The sequence below is a fragment of the Mesorhizobium sp. WSM4807 genome (assembly GCF_055811615.1).
Genome location: NZ_JBVVQY010000015.1, coordinates 69,810 through 89,129, shown reverse-complemented (window position 1 = coordinate 89,129; position 19,320 = coordinate 69,810). Strand labels below are relative to the sequence as shown.

Below are 19,320 nucleotides of genomic sequence, written 5' to 3'. Positions count from 1 at the left end.
TGGCAGCTTCGTTGTTGGCTCCTCTTCTTGCAATGTTGGAGATTGGCGAAAGCAGCGGCGACGGCCGATCTCCCCCCAAGTGGGGGAGATGTCCGGCAGGACAGAGGAGGGCGCGAAGGATCGTACCTTGCCAGATTATCGGCCCTCCGCGACACGCCAGGGCTGTTCCAGATGACTGTGACTCTCGATCAGCCTATAGCCGCTACCAAACCCGCCAGACGACGCCTGTCTCTTGCCCACCTCGTCCCCTACCTCCAGGCGACACCGCTGGCGCTGATCCTCGGCGCGTTCCTTTTGCTGCCGATCCTGATGATCGCCGTGGTCTCCTTCTGGGATTACGATTTCGCGGCGATGTACCCGGATTTCCTGACCACCAACTATTCCGACACGCTCGGCTCCTGGGTCACCTGGAAAACCTATCTGAACACGCTGAAATACGCTGCCATCGTCTGGGCGCTGACGCTGTTCATCGGCTTCTGGGTCGCCTATTTCCTCGCCTTCCATATCAGGACCACAGCCATGCAGATGGTGCTGTTCCTGGTCTGCACGGTGCCGTTCCTGACCTCCAACATCATCCGCATGATTTCGTGGATTCCGGTGCTTGGCCGCAACGGGCTGGTCAACTCGACGCTGGTTGAGATCGGGCTGATCCCGAAGCCGATCGAATGGCTGCTCTATTCCGAATTCGCCGTGGTGCTGGCCATGGTGCATCTCTACACGCTGTTCATGGTGACGCCGATCTTCAACACGCTGATGCGAATCGACAAGTCGCTGATCGAGGCCGCGCGTGATGCCGGCGCGTCCGGCTGGCAGGTCCTGTGGAACGTCGTCATTCCGCTTGCCAAGCCGGGCATGGCGATCGGCACCATCTTCGTCGTCACGCTGGTGATGGCCGACTTTTCGACGGTGCAGGTGATGTCCGGCGGACAGAGCGCCTCCGTCGCGCTGATGATGAAGAACCAGATGTCGCTGCTGCAATATCCGGCGGCCGCCGCCAATGCGGTCGTGCTCCTGGTGCTGGTGCTGCTGATGGTCGCCGGCATCCTGCGCATCGTCGACATTCGCAAGGAGCTGTGAGGCGATGAGCCACGACAAGCGCCCACTCGAATTTTACGTGCTGGCGGCCTTCTTCGCCCTTTTCGTGCTGTTTCTCTACGGCCCGCTCTCGGCGATCCTGATCCTCTCTTTCCAGGGCGAGAATGGCGGGCTGACATTCCCATTGAACGGCGTTTCGCTGCACTGGTTTGCCAATCTGTTCGAGCGCCAGGCAGTCGGCGATTTCGGCGGCAGTTTCAAACGCTCCTTCATCCTTGGCCTGATGGTGATGGTCGTGACCGTTGTCGTGTCGCTTCTCGCCGGTCTTGCCTTCCGCCAAAAATTTCGTGGCGCCACCGCATTGTTTTATCTGGCCGTCGCCAGCCTGGTCGTGCCGTCGATCATCATCTCGCTCGGCATTGGCGTCGTCTTCCAGCAGATCGGCTTTCGTCCCGCCTGGTACACGTCCGCCTTTGGGGCGCATCTGACATGGACCTTGCCTTTCGGCGTGCTGATCATGTTCGCCGTCTTCAACCGGTTCTCGCCGGCCTATGAGGAGGCCGCGCGCGACCTCGGAGCGTCGTCCTGGCAGACCTTCGCGCATGTCGTGCTGCCGATGATCGCGCCCAGCCTGATCGGCGTCGGCCTGTTCGGTTTCACCCTGTCCTATGACGAGTTCGCCCGCACGCTGATGACCTCGGGCACGTTCAACACGTTGCCGCTCGAAATCTACGGCATGACGACGAATGTAACGACGCCGGTGCTCTATGCGCTGGGCACCGTGACATCAGTATTTTCCTTCCTGGTGATCCTGCTGACGCTTGGCGCAATCGTCTATGTCGGGCGTCGCCGAGCGCGTGCATGAGACCTTCAGTGCAAATCCTCGTTGTCAATCCGAACACCACCGCCAGCATGACCGAAACCATTGCAGCTGCGGCGCGGTTGGTCGCCGGCGCCGGTACGGACATCGTCGCCGTGACCTCGACGATGGGTCCGGTTTCGATCGAAGGCTACTATGACGAGGCGCTTGCCGTGCCGGGCCTGCTGGTCGAGATCGCCGCCGGCGAGCGCTCGGGCGCGCAGGCCGCGATCATCGCTTGTTTCGACGATACCGGCCTCGATGCCGCGCGCGCCATGGCCAACATTCCGGTTATCGGCATTTGCGAGGCAGCGCTCAGCACGGCCTCGTTCATCGCCCAGCGCTTCACCGTCGTCACCACGACCGAGCGCTCGCGCGTGCCGGTCGAAGGGCTGGTGCAGCGCTATGGCATGGCGGGGCGGGCACGCGTGCGCGCCGCCGATATCCCGGTGCTTGCTCTCGAAGATCCGGCATCGGACGCGATCCTGAAATTGCGGGGCGAGATCGCGCGCGCGCTCGACGAGGATCGCGCGGAGGCCATCGTGCTCGGCTGCGCCGGCATGGCCGATCTCGCAGCCGAGCTGCAGCGGGAACTCGGCGTTCCGGTCATCGACGGCGTCGGCGCAGCGGTCAAGCAGGCCGAGGCCTTGATCGCGCTTGGCCTGTCGACCTCCAAGCGTGGCGCCTATGCAGGCCCACTGGCAAAGCCTTATCGTGGCGCATTGAAATCCTTCGCCCCCGGATCTGTTGCCGCCGAGTGACCGCAATGCGCCGAACGATCAGAACGCTCGCACTTGACGAAGTAAAAATCCTTGTCGACTGGGCGGCAGCGGAAGGCTGGAATCCCGGTGTTGGCGATGCCGTGGCGTTCCAGGCAGCGGATCCCGAGGGCTTCATCGGCGCCTTTGTCGATGGCGAGATGGTGGCCGGTATTTCTGCTGTGGCCTATGGCGACGATTTCGGTTTCATCGGCCTCTACATCTGTCGGCCGGACCGGCGCGGTGAGGGCCATGGCAAGGCAGTCTGGGACGCCGGCATGGCGCGGCTCGGCAACCGCACGATCGGCCTCGATGGTGTCGTCGAGCAGCAGGCCAACTATCGCAGCATGGGTTTTGCGCCGGTCTACCGAACGATCCGGTTCGTCGGATCGCCGGATGTTCCGGCAACCGCCGACAGTGGTATTCGCACCATAGACCCGGAACTCATGCCCAATGTGCTGGACTACGACAGCCGCTTCTTTCCCGCTCCGAGGCGATCCTTCCTGGAGCACTGGCTGCGTCCGCCGCACATGGCGCTTGCGATCGTCAAGGACGGCGTAATCGAAGGGTACGGCGTCGCGCGCCGATGCCGAGACGGTTGCAAGATCGGGCCGCTTTTTTCCAACAGCCTGGACGCGGCAAGTCGTCTCTTCGCCGCGCTCGCCGGCATCTCCGGACCCGGAAATGTCCATCTCGACGTGCCCGAGACCAGCGGGCAATTTGCAGTTCGGCTGACGTCCGCCGGCCTTCAACCGGGCTTCGAAACAGCTCGAATGTACAAGGGAAAAGCGCCGCAGTTAGCGCAATCCGGGGTCTTTGCAATAACGACCTTGGAGCTTGGTTGATTGGACGCAGGGTGGCCCTAATATAGCGGCTTGGCCATGTGCCGGGGCGCCGGCCATTCCGTTGTGATCCCGGGCTGCACCGGCCGCTCCAGATAGGTCGACAGAACCACATAGCTTCGCGTCGAGGTGACGCCGGGCGTTTCGTAGAGACGCGACAGCAGGCCTTCGAGCGCCCGAGTATCCTCGGTGCGGACCTTGATCAGCATGCATGTGTCGCCGGCCACCGAATGAATCTCCTCGACTTCGGGGTGCTCGGAAATCGCCATCAGTTCGGGGGTCTTTCCCCAGCCCTTGGTGTCGATGTGCACGAAGGCGAGCAACGGCTTGCGCACCGCCTTGGGATCGATGATTGCCGCGGTGTTGCGGATGGCGCCGCTGCGCCGAAGCCGCTTCACCCGTTCGTGCGCTGCCGGCGGCGACAGGCCGACGCGATCACCGAGCTCGGCATAGCTGACGGTGGCGTCGTCGACCAGAACGCCTAATATCTTTCGGTCGGTTGCGTCGACATCGCGGGCAGCAGGCCTGTTCTGCAGAATGCCATCTGTTTCTTCATCCATGGTGAAATTCCTTATTGATACAGAATTTAATACGGCGATTATCGTCGTATGACGAACAGTGATCAAGTCGCAACATTGACGGCAAGGCCGCCTATCCCGGCGCTCGCCTATCTGCTCACCGGATGCATCGCCGTGATCGGCTCCAACTCGCTGGTCCTCGGTCCGATAGCACCGGCGGTGGCGGCGTCGTTTGCGACAAGCGTGCCGGCTGTCATGATCGCGTCCGCCGCGTTCGGCCTCGGCACATCGGCAAGCGCCTTATTCCTGGCGCGCTATATCGATCGGCTTGGCGCTCGCCGCATGCTGCAAGGGGCGTTGCTGCTGCTGGCGATAGCGCTCCTCGCCAGCGCCGCCGCGCCGAAGGTAACGGCGCTGGTTGCGGCCCAGCTTCTCGCTGGCATCGCCGCTGGCGTCGCCATGCCGGCAATCTACGCCAGCGCCGCTGCGATCGCGCCGCCTGGCCGCGAAAGCGGGACGATCGGCGTCGTGCTGACCGGATGGACCCTGAGCATGGTCGCCGGCGTCTCATTGTCGGCGGTGCTTGCCGATCTGCTGCACTGGCGCGCTGTTTTCGCGGCGGTCGCAGCGCTTGCGGCGCTTGCATTGACCGGTCTTACGCTGACGTCGCTAAGCGATGTCAGGAAAAGCGGCCCGGCGCCGACGCCGCTCGGCGCCTTGGCCGTTCCCGGCATAGTGCCGCTTCTGGTCGCCTGCGGCGCCTTCATGACCGCCTTTTACGGCGTCTATGGCTATCTCGGCGATCACCTTCACAACGGCTTGGGACGGCCGGTCAGCGCCAACGGCTTGGCCGCGCTCGCCTATGGCGCCGGCTTCGGCATGGCGGCACTTCTCGACGGCGTGATCGATCGGCTTGGCGCGCGACGCGTCATGCCGTTCGCCTATCTGCTCGTCGCGATCGTCTATGTCGCGCTCGCCGCGGCAGGCGGTAGTTTCCATCTGACCATCGCGATGGTCGCGCTCTGGGGCCTTGCCAATCATTTCGGGCTGAACGTCCTGGTGATGCGCCTCTCGGCGCTCGATCCGGCGCGGCGCGGCACGATCATGGGTTTGAACAGCGCGGTGACCTATCTCGCGGTGTTTGTCGGCACCACTGCCTTCGGGCCGCTTTATTCCAGCTTTGGTTTTGCGGCATCTGCAATGGTCGCAGCGCTGCTCATGCTGGTTGCCGCTTCGGCGGCGGCGTGGCGTTCGCCGCGGCCCGTGTAGTCGCGGAGCCACGCGGCGGCAGAGCTTGCGCTCCCCTCCTGTCCTTCGACAAATGCAAATGAAAGTGCGATAGCATCCGGAAGGACGCGGCGCTGTATACCGGTATCCGGTTGTGAGCCTGTCTGGACATGCGATGAACATGACGCTTGAAACCACCGCCGACCCTTCGCCGAAAGAGCTCGCTTTTCTCGGGGAGCGACTCAGCGCGTTCAACGACAGCGATGTCGGTACGGCCAACAGGCAGGCGCTCGCCGTGTTCGTGCGCGATGAGCGCCGTGCGGTTGTCGGCGGCATCTCGGGATATACCGCCTGGGGCTGGCTCTATGTGCAATGGCTCTGGGTTGATGAGCGACTTCGCGGCCGGCACATGGCCGGCAGGATGCTGGACGCAGCCGAACAGGAAGCCGTCGCACGCGGCTGTCATGGCGCCTTGATCGACACTTTCAATCCGAAAGCGGCAACCGTTTATGAGCGTCAGGGATATCGGCCGTTCGGCGTGCTTCCCGATTTTCCCGTCGGCCGCAGCCGCGTCTTCCTGCAGAAGAAATTGTCGACTTGATCAGCCGGCAAGGCGCCCGCCGCGCATCGGCTGCGGCACACCGGTGGTGGTCGGGAAGCTGATCGGCAGGCCCCTGAGCACGCGGACCGCAAGGAAGGCAAAGCACTCCGCCTCGACCGCGTCACCCTTCCAGCCGAGCGCCTCCGCCGGCACGGCTTCGACGGCGGCGCGGCTGGCAAGCATGGCCATGATCGTCGGGTTGTGGCGGCCGCCGCCGCTGACCACCAGCCGCTTCGGCCGGTGCGGCAGGAGGTCGAGCGCCCTGCCGACGGCCGCGGCGGTGAAGGCCGTCAGCAGTGCGGCGCCGTCCTCGGCGTTCATCCCATCCGCCATGGCTGCGCCGAAATCGAACCGGTCCAGCGATTTCGGGTAGGGCTTGGCCAGGTAGGGATGCTGCAAGAGCTTGGCCAGCCGGGCTTCGTCCACAGTGCCGGCGCGGGCGAGCGCGCCGTCGCGATCCATTTCGCCAAGCCCTTTCGATTTGATGAAATCGTTCAACGGCGCATTGGCCGGTCCGGTGTCGAAGGCGACGACATTGTCCTTGCCGTCCCACCAGGTGATGTTGGCGACGCCGCCGAGATTGAGCACCGCCGTGTAGCCGCTGATATCGGCATCGCGCAGCAACGCGGCATGATAGGCGGCCGACAGCGGCGCGCCTTGCCCGCCGGCGCGCATGTCGGCCGAGCGGAAATCATAGGCGACCTTGGTGCCCAGTATGGCATGCATCAACGCTCCATCGCCGAGCTGGCGGGTCTGGCCGAGCCGGCCGGTTTGCGGGGCGCGATGCAGCACGGTCTGGCCATGGAAGCCGACGACGCCGATATCGGCCATCGTCAGCCGATAACTTTCGACCAGATCCTTGACGGCCGCCGACTGGGCGCGCGTCAGCGCTTCTTCGGCTTCGCGAAAGATTGCCGGCTCCGGCCCGGTGAAACTCCAGGTCCTGGCCTGGCGCAGCGTCTCCTCCAGCAGGCTCCGGATCGACCTGGGGTAGGGCGCCAGCGTGTAGGTGCCGAAATCCGCGATCCGCTCGCCGTCGGTCTTGATCAGCGCGACGTCGATATTGCCGTCCAGCACGGTGCCGGTCATCAGGCCGACGGCCCAGATTGGTTCCCCACTTTTCGCAATCATCACTTGTTAGGCTCCGTTGACGAGATCGCCGACCGATTGGCGAATCTCGATAATCCCGCTGTTGACGTGTCGGATGGATCCGGTTGGTGAGCAAGGTCGATGCCTTGCCTTTGTCGAAGTCGATCCGTCCTGTATACCAGTATCCCGGTATCCAGGCGGCTTCACAGCGTCTTTTCGCCTATCGCCTTTCGCAGAAACCCGCCCGCATTGTCGAGCGCCTTCCGCGCCTCTTCGATGCCCATCCCGGTGATTGTCACCAGTATCGCCAGCTTGACGTCTTTGCCGGTCTGGTCGAGCGCCCGTCGTGCCTGCTGCGCTGTGCAGCCGGTGGTCTGCATCACGATCCCAACCGCCCTGGCGACGAGCTTTTTGTTGCTGGGATTAAGGTCCACCATCAGGTTCTGATAGCTCTTGCCGATCCGGATCATGCTGGCTGTCGTCAGCATGTTGAGAACCAGCTTTTGCGCGGTTCCCGACTTCAACCGGGTCGAGCCGGCGAGAACCTCGGGGCCAACAAGCGGAGAGATGGCAATGTCGGCAATGCCGGCAATGACTGACCTGGGATTGCAGGAAAGCGCCACGGTCGTTGCTCCCACCTGCCTTGCATAGGTCAAGCCGCCGATGACGTAGGGTGTGCGGCCGCTGACCGCGATGCCGACCACGACATCGTCGGCGGTCAACTTGATGTCCTGCAGTGCCTTCATGCCTTGTTGCGGATCATCCTCGGCGCCTTCCACAGCCCGCACCAGCGCTTTGGGGCCGCCCGCGATCAGGCCGAGCACCATGTCCTCGGGCACGCCAAATGTTGGCGGACACTCCGAGGCGTCGAGAACTCCCAACCGGCCGCTCGTGCCGGCGCCCATATAGACAAGCCGCGCGCCTTTTTGAAACGCACTAACGATCCGGTCTACCGCGGCAGCAATTTCCGGAATGACCTTCTCGACGGCGGCCGGAACGCCGCTGTCCTCGTCATTGATCATGCGCAGGATATCGATGGTCGGCAGCAGGTCGATATCCATCGTCCTCGGGTTCCGATCCTCGGAAACCAACCGCTCCAGCTCCGACATCAACTCCTGTTCATTCATCCGCTTACTTTCAAACTTCTTGTCATCGGCATCAAGTAATGTGATGCGGCGCCAAGCGTTGACCAGTACCAGCGGCTGGCATTGGCGGACCCTGTTGGTCCAAACAAATGTTGACAACATCATCTGTTGTTGATCAGTGTTCAGTGATGATTGCGCGGGCCGGGTGAGGCGATGGACGACCTTGGAGCACAGGAACAAGCGGTTCTGGATCTCATCGCGGCGAACCCTTTCGCCGGCCAGCAGGACATTGCGAGCGCGCTCGGCATTGCCCGTTCGACCGTCGCGGCCCACATCGTGCAGCTCGTCAACAAGGGCTACATTCTTGGTCGCGGCTATGTGTTGCCGGCCTCGAAGCGCATGATCTGCATCGGCGGCGCGGTTCTGGACCGCAAGTACCACGCCAAGAAGGATCTGATCTTCGGGACGTCGAACCCGGTCGACGGCTATCGCAGCTTCGGCGGCGTCGCCCGCAACGTCGCCGAGAACCTTGTCCGCCTCGGCGTCGACGTAAGCTTCGTTTCGATTGTCGGCGACGACGAGACCGGCCGCTCGCTGGTGCGGCATCTGCGCGACCTCGGCGCCGACGTCAGCCAGGTCATCACCACAACGGAGCGGCCGACGGCGGAATATGCAGCGATCCTCGACCTCAATAACGATCTCGTGCTCGGCATCGCCGACATGGAGATCTTCGATCTGCTCTCGCCCTCCTATCTCGACCGCTTCTGGCCGCATCTGGCTTCGGCGACTTGGGTGTTCATCGACTGCAACCTGCCGGCCGCGACGATCGCAGCGCTGATGTCACGCAAGCAGGGCGCGCGCTTCAAGCTCGCCGTCGACACGGTCTCGTCGCCGAAATCGACACGCCTGCCGAAGGACCTGTCCGGCATCGACCTTTTGTTCACCAACCATGACGAGGCCAATATGATGCTTGGCATCACCGATGCCGACAAGCGGCTTAAGCCGAAGGAGGCTGCTGCAGCGCTGCGCGCGGCCGGCGCCAGCGAGGTGATCGTGACCATGGGCGCGCATGGATTTGCGGTCGCGACCGAAGGCGGGGTGGCAACGATGCGTTCCGTCCCGGCCCGCGCCGTCGACATCACCGGCGCCGGCGACGCAATGATTGCCGGCACCATGTACAAGGTGCTTTCGGGCGATCCCGTGCTCGACGCGGCGCGCACCGGCGCGCTGCTCGCCACACTGACCACCGAGAGCGAATCCAGCGTTCATCCTGATCTGTCGCCGCGCTTCCTCACCGCCGGCATGTACCGCATTCCCGCCTGAAAGCGAGACGACCCTGAAAGCGAGACAACCATGAAACCTTCACTTCTCCACCTGAACGACGAAGTCGCGGCAGCAGTTCAAGAAGGCCGCGCAGTGGTGGCGCTGGAATCGACGATCATCACCCACGGCATGCCCTATCCGGCCAATCTGGAGACCGCGCGCGGTGTTGAAACCGTGGTGCGCGAGAACGGTGCGGTGCCCGCCACGATCGCGGTGGTCGCCGGCAAGATCAAAGTCGGGCTCGGTGACCGGGAGCTGGAGCAGCTGGCAGCGGCAAAAGACGTGGTCAAGGCCTCCGGGCGCGACCTCGCCGCCATCATGGTGCGCGGCGGCTCGGCCGGAACGACTGTCTCGGCGACGATGCGGATCGCCGCACTCGCCGGCATCGGCATTTTCGCGACCGGTGGCGTCGGTGGCGTGCATCGTGGCGCCGAGGCCACTTTCGATATCTCGGCCGACCTGACCGAACTCGGCCAGACCGGCACGACCGTCGTCTGCGCCGGTGTGAAATCGATCCTCGATATTGCAAAGACGCTGGAATATCTGGAGACGCAGCGCGTGCCGGTGATTGCCTATCAGAGCGACGATTTTCCGGCCTTCTATACACGCTCCAGCGGATTGAAAGCCGATCACCGCCTCGATACGGCCGAGGACATTGCGCAGGCCATGCTGCTGCACGAGCAGATCGGCTCGGGCACCGGCATCCTCGTCGCCAATCCAATTCCGGAAGTGGATGCGCTCGATCCGGCCTTCATCGACGGCACGATCACGGCAGCGGTGGCAGAGGCCGAGACACGCGGCATCGGGCGCAAGGACCTGACGCCGTTCCTGCTCGCCCGCATCAACGAGCTTTCGCAGGGTCGCAGCCTGAAGGCCAATATCGCGCTGGTCCGCAACAACGCCGTGCTCGCTGCCCGTATTGCCGTGGCGCATGCGGGATTGAAGCCCGTGGGCAGATAGACTCAAGCACCCGGCCAGCGCTACCGGCCTTCGATCTCCAGCCTCATTGGGGCGGCACGTCACGTATGCTAGCCGCCGGTGCGAGGTCGAAGACCCGCCCGGCATTGAGGATATTGTTCGGATCGAAAGCCGCTTTCAAGCGCCGCATGGCCGCGATCTCGGCATCGCTGCGCACCAGGTGCAACCATTCCTTCTTGTCGAGGCCGATGCCATGCTCGGCCGAGACGCCGCCGCCGGCCGCAGCCACGCTGCGATAGACGATGTCATATGCCGCCGCCGGATCCACCGTGCGCACCTGATAGTGCAGATTGCCATCACCGAGATGGCCGAAGACGTAGATGTCGGCGTTGCGGTCAACGGCCTGGACCGCAGCTTCCGTTTCCCGCAGGAAAGTGCCCATCCTCGCCAGCGGGATGCTGACATCGACGCCGACCACGCCTTTTATCGAAAACAGGAAGCGATTGGCGTCCTCTCGAACCGCCCACAGCGCGCGGAATTCGCGCGGCGACTGCGAGACCACTACGTCGTCGATCACGCCGTCCTCGACCGCCTGCATCAGCACATCGGCAAAACGTTCGCCGTCGCGGTCGGGCTCGCTGCCCTGTATCTCGGCCAGCACATAAACGGGCGAGCCGACGGGCAGCGGCGCCGGCGCGTCCATGCCGGCGATCATGGCGCCGTAGAGCGGTTCGAAATTCACCTCATAGGCCGAGAGCAAGGGTCCGAGCTTCTGCCTGAGCAGCGCAAGCAGCGCGATCGCCGCGTCGAGCGAAGCAAGCGCGCAGAAGGCGTTGACCTCGGTGGCCGGCTTCGGGTGCAGCCGCAGGCAGGCCCGCGTGACGACGCCGAGCGTGCCTTCGCTGCCAATGAATAGCTGGTTGAGATCATAGCCGGAATTGTCCTTGGGCAAGCCCTTGAGCGACGTCAGGATGCTGCCGTCGGCAAGCACCGCTTCCAGGCCGAGCACCTGCGCGCGGTACATGCCATAGCGCAGCACGCGGATACCGCCGGCATTGGTGGCGACATTGCCGCCGACCGTGGCCGTGCCGCGCGCGCCGATGTCGACGCCGAACAGCAAGCCTGCCGCATCGGCCGCGTCCTGCACCATCTGCAGCGGCGCGCCGGCCTCGGCGACGATCGTCGCCGCCTCGCGGTCGGGAGTCTCGATCGCCGTCATGCGCTCCAGCGACAGCACCGCTTCGCCGGGCTGGATGCGAGCCGCACCGGCAAGCCCGGTTCGGCCGCCCTGGACGACAAGCCTCTGCCGCGCCTCGTTGCACAGGCGCAGTATGTCCGCCACCTCGCCGGCAGTGCGCGGACGCAAGACGAACTCCGGCGGTGCGCCGGTCTTGCCGTCGGGATCTTCCCTGTAGCGCGGTCCGGCCTCGTCGGCCGAAACGATCGCTGATCTGTCCAGCCGTTTTTCCAGCCGCGACAGGAGCTCGGCGACCTTCTGTGACATGGGGGCTCACTCGTTCGCCCTAGGCGCCTCGGCCTCGGCGCGAACCAGCTTGATGTCGGCTCCCGCCGCCCAGGCGCCGATATCTTCCCGGCGCAATGCCGCCGCCATCATGTCCGGAAACAGATCCGGCGTGCAGGCGAAGACCGGAATGCCAAATGCGGCAACCGAACCTGCCATTGCCGGATCGTAGCCGGGCCGGCCTTGGTCGGTCAGTGCCAGAAGCACGACGACATTGACGCCGGATCGAACCAGCGCCGCCAGCCGCCGCAGCAACTCCTGGCCATTGCCGCCTTCGTAGAGGTCGGTGATCAGCACCAGATGCGACTTGGTTGGCCGCTCGATACGGTCGGCGCAATAGGCAACTGCCTGGTTGATATCGGTGCCGCCGCCAAGCTGCACGCCGAACAGTACTTCGACGGGATCGCTGAGTTCTTCGGTAAGGTCGACGATGGCCGTATCGAAACAGACGAGCTTGGTGCGCACGACCGGCAGCGAGGCCATCACCGCCGCGAAGATCGAGGCGTAGACGACCGAGCTTGCCATCGAGCCGGACTGGTCGACACAGAGAACGACTTCGTCAAGATCGACCAGCCGGCGCTGCTTGCGCATGAAACCAACCAGCTTCTCCGGCACGATAGTTTTGTGCTCGGGCTGGTAGTGGCGAAGGTTCGCCGAGATGGTGCGCTGCCAGTCGATATCGCGCGCACGCGGACGGTTGGTGCGCTTCGATCGGTCGAGCGCGCCGCGTATCGCCTCGGCGGTCTTCTGCTCCAGCTTCTGCATCAGCTTGGCGACAATGTCGGCGATGATCGTGCGGGCGATGTCCTTGGTCTTGGCCGGCATGACCGAGCGGAGCGAAATCAGGTCGGCGACCAGGTTGACGTCCGCCTCGATCGCCTTGAGGAACTCCGGCTCCATCAGCATCTGCTTCAGGTCCAGCCGTTCGAAAGCGTCCTTCTGGACAATCTGAACGACCTGCGCGGGAAAGAAGGAGCGAATGTCCCCCATCCATTGCGCAACGCGCGGTGCCGAGCGGCCAAGACCGCCACGCCGCTTGCGCGGGTCACTGGCCGCCGCGCTGGCACCATCGCCGTAGAGAGCATCGAGTGCCGCCGAAAGTCGTTTGTCGTCGCTGGAAAGTGCCGCCGACGCCTCGTCATCGGCGCCGATCGCCAGGCGCCAGCGGCGCTCCCCTCCGGCATCTGCAGTGAGTCGGCCGGGCTCGTTCATTTCGCCCTCGTCATCCATTGCCGTTTCCTCCCATGAGCAATGGTCCAAGCCGTTCCAGGTGTCGGCGCCATGCCTCGCCGCCATCCGGCGTCGGCGTCAGGCCAGCCGGCAAGCGCGCGGCGCGGCCGAGAACCGCTTCGATCAGCCGCCGGCGCTCCATGCTGTCCAGATTGGAAAAGACGCGGCGCAGCAACGGCAGGTGCGCGATGAAAGCATCTTCGTCGAGAGATTTGAGCCAGGAATCGACCGCGCCGCGCAGACCTTCGTCATAGATCAGCCGTTGACCGGCTGTGCTGAAGAAGCCCTCGAAGAACCCCGCCGCCTCGGCGACTGGCGTGCCCGGCGACAGGCGTCGCCCGAGCAGCCCGGCTGCGGCTTCGGCGGACAGGCGGCCGGCCTCGTAGAGCAGGTGCGCGGCGCATCCGGCCAGCAGCGCCGTCGCCCGCGACCCCTCCAGCACGGCAGCCAGCCCGTTGCGCCATCCGTTCAGCACGTCTTCCCCGGGCTCGACCAGCCTGATCGCCTCATCGGCCTTGCGCATCGCGCTAGCCAGCGTCGCGGCGGCCTGCTCATCCAGGTCGCGTGCCGCATAGGGAAGCGCGATCGCACCTTCGACGATCAGCCGCTCCATGAGGCCGGAAAGCCGGTTCGTCTCCGTTTTGCGGGCCTCGCCGTAGCGGATGATGTCGGCGAGCGGCGGCACCGAGGCCAGAATCTCCAGGCATTCGCTGCTGCGCGCCGCGCGCGCCTCCAGGGCCGCGAGACCGGCCGTCGATGCTTCCGACAGGCCTGCCGTGATGGCGCCCTGGACCAGTGCCGCAAGAGTATCGAGGGTCGCTGCGGCTTCGATCATCTGGATCAGGCGGCCGTTGGCAGCCTTTTCGATGGTCGGCCCGTAGATCAGGTTCTCCACCAGGCGAACGGCATATTCCGGCTCCCAGGCCAGGGCCCACCGCTCGCGGAAGGTGCCACGGCTGCGACCGGCGTCCGTCAACTTGCCCCAATGCACGCCAAGCACGTTCAGCCGATGCAGCAATGTCGAACGAAACAGCCCGCTGTCGCTTCGCAGGTCGACGGATAGTTCCCGCTCCAGCGCTTCAGGTTTCAGCCGCGCCGCCTTCTGGTTGCGCTGCAGATCCTCGATCAACGGCGCCAACGGCGTGTCGGGTGGAATTTCGCCGACGTCCGCACCTAGAAGCAGCTCAGCCTCGACCAGGGCCCACAGCAACGCTTCGCCATTGAACAGAGCCGCAATTGCGGCGTCGCGCAATTCCTCAAACCCGGGTTTCGGCCGCTCGCGAATCGCGGCGAGCGTGCGGGCGAGCCGCTCCGCTTCGATCAGCGAAGCGGTCGAGACCAGGTGACCCTTCACCCGCAGCACCGCTGCAATCATTGCAAGCCACAAGCTTGCTGCATCGCGCCGGCCGCGCGTGCGCCAGAGATGCTTGCACCAGCCGGGTGCGACGACGCCCGCGCCATAGCCGTAGCCCAGCGCCAGACGCGGTCCCGTCCACGGCGCCCATGTCATCGTGCTCTTGCGCCTTGCAATCCCCTTAAGCAGGGCTTGATCGTTTTTCTGCGTGTGTGTCGCCTGCAGTGCCGGCACATGCCACGCCCCGCAGACGACGGCGATAGGTCCGTCGAATTCCTTGCGCGCCGCAGCGATTTCGAGCCGCATATGCGCTTCGCGCTGGGCCTCGAACTGCGCGATCGAGCCTTCACCATCCCTCAGCATTATCATCGCGTCGGAGATGGCCGCGAATATGGGGCCTGGTTCCGGATTCTGCTCGATGATGTCCGACCACCAGCTTTCGCCATCCTCATAGCCGGCGGCGCGGGCCAGCGTGCCTATCGGATCACGCCGATACGGAGCCACATCGTCACGCTCGCTTGCTTCTTTCGCTTCGTCAGCATCGACTTTTTCCGCGCCGTCGACCGCCGCTTCCGAGAAGCGCGCCGACGACGGCAGGTCGATGAAGCGCAACGCCGCCTTGTTGTCCACGGCCCAAAGGACCGCCTGATATTCCGGCGAGAACTCGGCGAATGGCCAGAAGCTTGTCGAAGCCGGATCCTCCTCCGGATAGCAAAGCAGCGCTACCGGCAGCTGCATCTCCGGGCGGGCCAGCAACGGCAGTAGTGCGGAGGCATCGATCGGCCCCTCGATCAGCACGGCGACCGGCTGCAAATCCTGCAATGCCTGCACAAGGCTGTCGGCGGAACCCGGCCCGTGATGGCGTATGCCGAAATAGGCGACGTCGCTGTGCCCCATGGCGCGTCAGATCGCTGCGTTCAGGGCCGCATAGTAGCCGGCATAGTCGGGCCGCTTCTTGAGCACTGTTTCCAGATATTCCTCAAGCACTGCCTTGTCCTGTACCGGGTCTTTCACGATCGCGCCGACAAGGCTGGCGGCGAGACCTTCGGCGCCGAGCTTGCCGCTGTCGAACCACGCCGCCTGGCTCAGCCCGCCAACCATCGTCGCGATCGCCTCGGCGGTCGACAGCGAGCCCGAGGGCGTCTTCAGCGTCACCTTGCCGTCGGCGGTCGCACCGGACCGCAATTCCCGGAAGATGGTCAATACCCGGGCTATCTCCTCGACGACATTTTTCGGCACCGGCAGGTCGAGCCCGCCGGCCATCTCATCGACCCGCTTGGAGACGATCGCCACCTCTTCAGCCATATCTTCCGGCAATGGCAGCACCACGACATTGAAGCGACGCTTGAGTGCCGAGGAGAGCTCATTCACACCTTTGTCCCGATTGTTTGCCGTGGCGATGATGTTGAAGCCGCGCTGGGCATAGATCGATGTGTTCAATTCCGGGATCGGCATCATCTTTTCTGAAAGCACGGTGATCAGCGTGTCCTGCACGTCAGAGCCCATGCGGGTCAGTTCCTCGAGCCGGCAGAGCTTGCCGGTCTGCATGGCGCGGTAGAGCGGCGTCGGCACCAATGCTTCCTGGCTCGGGCCCTTTGCCAGAAGTTGTGCATAGTTCCAGCCATAGCGGATCTGGTTCTCGTCGGTGCCGGCCGTGCACTGCACGATCAGCGTCGAGTCGCCCATGATGGCGGCGGCCAGATGTTCCGACACCCAGGACTTGGCCGTTCCGGGAACGCCGAGCAGCAACAGTGCGCGGTCGGTGGCGAGCGTTGCCACCGCGGTCTCCATCAGTCGGCGGCGACCGACATATTTTGGCGTTACCGGCGTGCCGTCACCGGCCTTCCCGCCCAGCAGATAAGTCAGCACAGCTTGTGGCGAGAGGCTCCAGCCGGCAGGCTTTTGCCTGTCGTCACCGCGCGCCAGCGCCTGCAATTCAGAGGCATAGGCCTGCTCGACCGGGAGACGGATGGCAGCGTTCATATGAATTCTCCGGATTGATCATGTCTCGGTTCTAGACTGATGTTCGGCCAGCGCCGCGTTGAGACGCAGGACACCGAGTGATGGGGCTGCGGGCGGCATGCCGGCCGCGACGACCTCGTCGATCAATTTTGCTGCTGTGGTCGCCGTGGCAAGGAAGCCGATCGTTTCCAGTATATCGTCGGCGCCCCGGCGCATGGCGTCGTCGTTTCCCGCAACGGCGGAACGCAGCACCGCAAGAGCCGACCCATTCGAAAGATCGTCCCATTCCAGCCACCCAGCATCAATGCCTTCCGCCAGATTGATCGCGTTGAGGTAATTCGCTTGCTTGAGGATCAGCCGGACGAGGGCTCGTTTTCTGCGACTGTCCAGGCGCGGCGTCAGGTGCAGTACGAACAGCGCTGGCTTGCCGCCATCGGCGACAAGTGCGTCCGCCATATGCGTCACCGCGGTGTCGCTCCCCGAAGCGGCGACCATTCGTGCGATCAGGATGTCGGCATTGTTGTCGGCGCCGAATTGCCAGGCGCCTATGAACTCAGGTTCGGTAGCACTGAACCGCGCGGCCAGGTCGACCAGATTGCAGGTCTCGAACAATTCGGCGCGACGTTTTTCCTGCGCCGGCGATTTCAATTTCGCCGGCGTGTAGATGCTGCGGCGGCGGATGAAGCCGGACTTGCCTTCGCTGATGAAAGCGGCGAGTTCAGCTGCGGGATCATCCGGTCCGCCATCGTTTGAACGGCCGTGCTCCCCCAGCCTTGCCAGCAGCCGGCCAGCCAGTTCACGCACCTTGCCGGACCTGTCGGCGGAGAGGCTTTTAAGGAACGGCGCGTCCTCAGGATTCAGGCCGAAGCGCATGAGCTCGACGAGCGCAAGCCTGACCTCGGCGGGCTCGCCCGATGCCTTGGCCTCGACCAGCAGTCGAGCCGAAGCCGGTTTACTGCGGCGCATGTCTGCCAGCGCGATGCGTCGCGCGGCGGGATAGAACTCATCCCAGTTATCCGCCGTCAGTTTCTCTTGCGGGGCATGTCTCTCGCCGTCCAGGCTTGCTTGCCAGTCGATCCAGGGAGCGTAGACGTCCGGACTGTTCTGATCCGACGCGACGGGCATCCAGTCCATCGGATGAAGGACAAAGCCGCGGCTGGCGACAAGCGTCACCACGCGCGTCTTGCGTCTCGCGTCGGCGGCATGTTTCAGAGCGGCTCTGAACAGCGGCCGCAACCGCTCCGGCAGCATAGGGAGCGCAAGCCTGGGCAGCGGCGGCCGGCGCTTGAGCGTCTTCGGCGCCGCCGGCCGCAGGGCGACGTCGAGCGCCTGTGCTGCGATTGCCAGGAGCCGGCGCTCCTGCTCGTCGGGACTTGCACCGCCGGCGATTGTCTTCCAGGCGGTTGGAGCCAGATCGAACGTGGCTCCGCCGGTGATCCAGCAATCGCGCATTGTCGCCAGGCCAGTTTGCTCGCTCTCATTCACGACAGGTCAAGCCTCCCGAACCCGCTTTGCGCCGCCAAGAGGTCAAGCCTGGCGCCATCCCAGAGCGCTGCCGTGGCCGCAAGGTCGAGGCCGAGCAATGTTTGATTGACGGCGCCTGCGATCGGCAAGGCGATCCCTTGCGGATCGTCCGCGGCCTGCCACCAGCCTGTGCCGCGGTCGTCGACCAGGATCGCACCAGGCGGCAGCATGAGAGGACAATCGGTAATCCAAGGCGCAGCATCCTGATAGGAAGCATGTGTGGCGAGTGGGTCCTTTGCGCCAATGCTGAAATCAGGCCACGCGCCGGACATCACTTCACCCATGCGTTCCGCCACCAGTGCGCGAAGCGGCTTGCGTGATGGATAGAAGACCAGCCGGGCACCGAAACGATCGCCCGGTGCAAAAGCGTTGGACCGGCGTCCGGCAGAGGCCGGAAAATAATCGAGCAGCACGGCAAATTGCGGGGTAGCGCTCTTCAGATCAAGCAGCCAGGTCGAATGGCTGACGAGACCGTCACGGCGGCTCTCGATCTTCTCGCCCAGAACCTCCCAGAAGCTTTCGACCTGTCTTGCATCCGGATTGGCCAGGACCTGTTCGCGGGTTTCAGAGGTCGATACGAGGCGCTTCAGCTCTGGGTCGTTGGGCGCCGACCGCCACGCCTTGGCCAGCAGCACAAGCTTGCCGAGCTCGCGGATCGCCGCATCCGGTTTTTCCTCGCCGCGCAGCGCCATCAGCCGCGATGGGATCTCGTCGATGCGACCGGCAAGCGCGGTTGCCTTCATGTCGACCAGCCGCGCGGCAATCCGGCGGCAACGGTCGCTGCTGCCGTCGACAAACCCGGAAAGACCAAGCCGCAACTGATCGGCGATCCATTGATCGAGTTCATCGAGCGCCGCCGACACTGCTTGTCGTGTGTCTTCCGCCCGCTTGCGCTGCGCTGCCTCTCGACGCTCCACCGCCGCAACGTCTTCGACGGCCGCGCTCTCGTCCGACCGTGCGGCGTCATCGATGCTCTTGGCTGCCGCACCTTGTATCGATTGCGCTAGCGGTGGCGTCGTCTTCCTGCGCCTGCCAAGCCAGTCATTCACCCATTCCGGCGAGGATTCGGCCGCGGCAAAACTGGCTGGCGCGGTGGCGGCAATCCACATCAGGGCCAGCGTGTGCTTGCACGGGAATTTTCGCGACGGGCAGGTGCATTTGTAGCCGTGATCGCCAGTGTCTACCACCACCCGATATGGATTGGAGCCGGAGCCCTGGCATTCACCCCAGATGAGCGCCTGCTGCTCATTCTTTTCAAGCCGCGGCCAGTTCGATCGCTTGGTCAGCTTGGAGGCGGCGCTCAGCGACGCTTGATCAGGAGCAAGCGCCTCAATGGTCTTCAAATCGAATTCCAAGCCGCGCCCCTCGTGACTCGAACCAAACACCTGTCGCCAGGATAGATAGCCGTTTGTGAAGAATTATTGTAGCTCTCGTGAAGCGAAGATCGATACGTCTCTGCCCCTATTCTCCTAA

At 64.1% G+C, this 19,320-nt stretch carries 17 protein-coding genes; 8 read left to right on the top strand and 9 right to left on the bottom strand.

The window, feature by feature from the left end; all coding sequences use genetic code 11:
• Nucleotides 1–171 precede the first annotated feature (171 nt).
• From AC0L3N_RS20210 to AC0L3N_RS20195, 4 genes are read left to right on the top strand one after another with little or no spacing between them, the layout of a single operon-like run.
• Nucleotides 172–1,077: an ABC transporter permease gene (locus AC0L3N_RS20210; protein ID WP_473549208.1), complete on the top strand. Its 906-nt coding sequence runs from the start codon at nt 172–174 to the stop codon at nt 1,075–1,077.
• Nucleotides 1,078–1,081: 4 nt separating this feature from the next.
• Nucleotides 1,082–1,900 (top strand): ABC transporter permease, encoded by an 819-nt coding sequence (locus AC0L3N_RS20205; RefSeq protein ID WP_473549207.1) that lies wholly within the window; start codon nt 1,082–1,084, stop codon nt 1,898–1,900.
• Nucleotides 1,901–1,908: 8 nt separating this feature from the next.
• The gene (locus tag AC0L3N_RS20200) at nt 1,909–2,655 is read left to right on the top strand and encodes an aspartate/glutamate racemase family protein (protein ID WP_473549206.1); all 747 of its coding nucleotides are present in this window, start codon (nt 1,909–1,911) and stop codon (nt 2,653–2,655) included.
• Between the two features lie 5 nt (nt 2,656–2,660).
• Nucleotides 2,661–3,497 carry a GNAT family N-acetyltransferase gene (locus tag AC0L3N_RS20195; RefSeq protein WP_473549205.1) on the top strand — a complete coding sequence of 279 codons (837 nt, stop codon included), beginning with the start codon at nt 2,661–2,663 and terminating at the stop codon, nt 3,495–3,497.
• A gap of 17 nt (nt 3,498–3,514) precedes the next feature.
• On the opposite strand, the gene AC0L3N_RS20190 is transcribed toward AC0L3N_RS20195, so the two are convergent.
• Nucleotides 3,515–4,054, bottom strand: coding sequence for an Lrp/AsnC family transcriptional regulator (locus AC0L3N_RS20190; RefSeq protein WP_123146884.1), 540 nt, complete (start codon nt 4,052–4,054; stop codon nt 3,515–3,517).
• A gap of 48 nt (nt 4,055–4,102) precedes the next feature.
• On the opposite strand from AC0L3N_RS20190, the gene AC0L3N_RS20185 reads away from it, so the two are divergent.
• The gene (locus tag AC0L3N_RS20185; RefSeq protein WP_473549204.1) at nt 4,103–5,281 is read left to right on the top strand and encodes an MFS transporter; all 1,179 of its coding nucleotides are present in this window, start codon (nt 4,103–4,105) and stop codon (nt 5,279–5,281) included.
• A 133-nt stretch (nt 5,282–5,414) separates the two neighbouring features.
• Nucleotides 5,415–5,840 carry a GNAT family N-acetyltransferase gene (locus AC0L3N_RS20180; RefSeq protein WP_473549203.1) on the top strand — a complete coding sequence of 142 codons (426 nt, stop codon included), beginning with the start codon at nt 5,415–5,417 and terminating at the stop codon, nt 5,838–5,840.
• Here the strand turns inward: AC0L3N_RS20180 and AC0L3N_RS20175 are convergent, their stop codons facing one another.
• Nucleotides 5,841–6,971 (bottom strand): anhydro-N-acetylmuramic acid kinase, encoded by a 1,131-nt coding sequence (locus AC0L3N_RS20175; protein ID WP_473549284.1) that lies wholly within the window; start codon nt 6,969–6,971, stop codon nt 5,841–5,843.
• A gap of 161 nt (nt 6,972–7,132) precedes the next feature.
• Nucleotides 7,133–8,056, bottom strand: a complete 924-nt coding sequence (gene murQ / locus AC0L3N_RS20170; RefSeq protein WP_473549202.1) for an N-acetylmuramic acid 6-phosphate etherase — start codon at nt 8,054–8,056, stop codon at nt 7,133–7,135.
• 171 nt (nt 8,057–8,227) lie between these two features.
• On the opposite strand from murQ, the gene AC0L3N_RS20165 reads away from it, so the two are divergent.
• The gene (locus tag AC0L3N_RS20165; RefSeq protein WP_473549201.1) at nt 8,228–9,337 is read left to right on the top strand and encodes a carbohydrate kinase; all 1,110 of its coding nucleotides are present in this window, start codon (nt 8,228–8,230) and stop codon (nt 9,335–9,337) included.
• Nucleotides 9,338–9,367: 30 nt separating this feature from the next.
• The gene (locus AC0L3N_RS20160; RefSeq protein WP_473549200.1) at nt 9,368–10,297 is read left to right on the top strand and encodes a pseudouridine-5'-phosphate glycosidase; all 930 of its coding nucleotides are present in this window, start codon (nt 9,368–9,370) and stop codon (nt 10,295–10,297) included.
• A 43-nt stretch (nt 10,298–10,340) separates the two neighbouring features.
• Here AC0L3N_RS20160 and AC0L3N_RS20155 read toward each other — a convergent pair whose 3' ends face one another.
• Genes AC0L3N_RS20155 through AC0L3N_RS20130 form a run of 6 tightly spaced genes read right to left on the bottom strand, consistent with a single transcriptional unit; the run spans nt 10,341 to nt 19,190 of the window.
• Nucleotides 10,341–11,759, bottom strand: a complete 1,419-nt coding sequence (locus tag AC0L3N_RS20155; RefSeq protein WP_473549199.1) for an FAD-binding oxidoreductase — start codon at nt 11,757–11,759, stop codon at nt 10,341–10,343.
• A 6-nt stretch (nt 11,760–11,765) separates the two neighbouring features.
• Complete coding sequence (locus tag AC0L3N_RS20150; protein ID WP_473549198.1) at nt 11,766–13,007, bottom strand: VWA domain-containing protein; 1,242 nt, start codon at nt 13,005–13,007, stop codon at nt 11,766–11,768.
• Nucleotides 13,000–15,258: a DUF5682 family protein gene (locus tag AC0L3N_RS20145; RefSeq protein ID WP_473549197.1), complete on the bottom strand. Its 2,259-nt coding sequence runs from the start codon at nt 15,256–15,258 to the stop codon at nt 13,000–13,002. Before AC0L3N_RS20145 ends, AC0L3N_RS20150 begins: the two co-directional genes overlap by 8 nt.
• Before the next feature lie 6 nt (nt 15,259–15,264).
• Nucleotides 15,265–16,344, bottom strand: a complete 1,080-nt coding sequence (locus AC0L3N_RS20140) for an ATP-binding protein (RefSeq protein WP_473549196.1) — start codon at nt 16,342–16,344, stop codon at nt 15,265–15,267.
• 18 nt (nt 16,345–16,362) lie between these two features.
• Nucleotides 16,363–17,808 (bottom strand): DUF5691 domain-containing protein, encoded by a 1,446-nt coding sequence (locus tag AC0L3N_RS20135; RefSeq protein WP_473549195.1) that lies wholly within the window; start codon nt 17,806–17,808, stop codon nt 16,363–16,365.
• The gene (locus tag AC0L3N_RS20130; RefSeq protein WP_473549194.1) at nt 17,805–19,190 is read right to left on the bottom strand and encodes an SWIM zinc finger family protein; all 1,386 of its coding nucleotides are present in this window, start codon (nt 19,188–19,190) and stop codon (nt 17,805–17,807) included. Before AC0L3N_RS20130 ends, AC0L3N_RS20135 begins: the two co-directional genes overlap by 4 nt.
• Nucleotides 19,191–19,320: the final 130 nt, after the last annotated feature.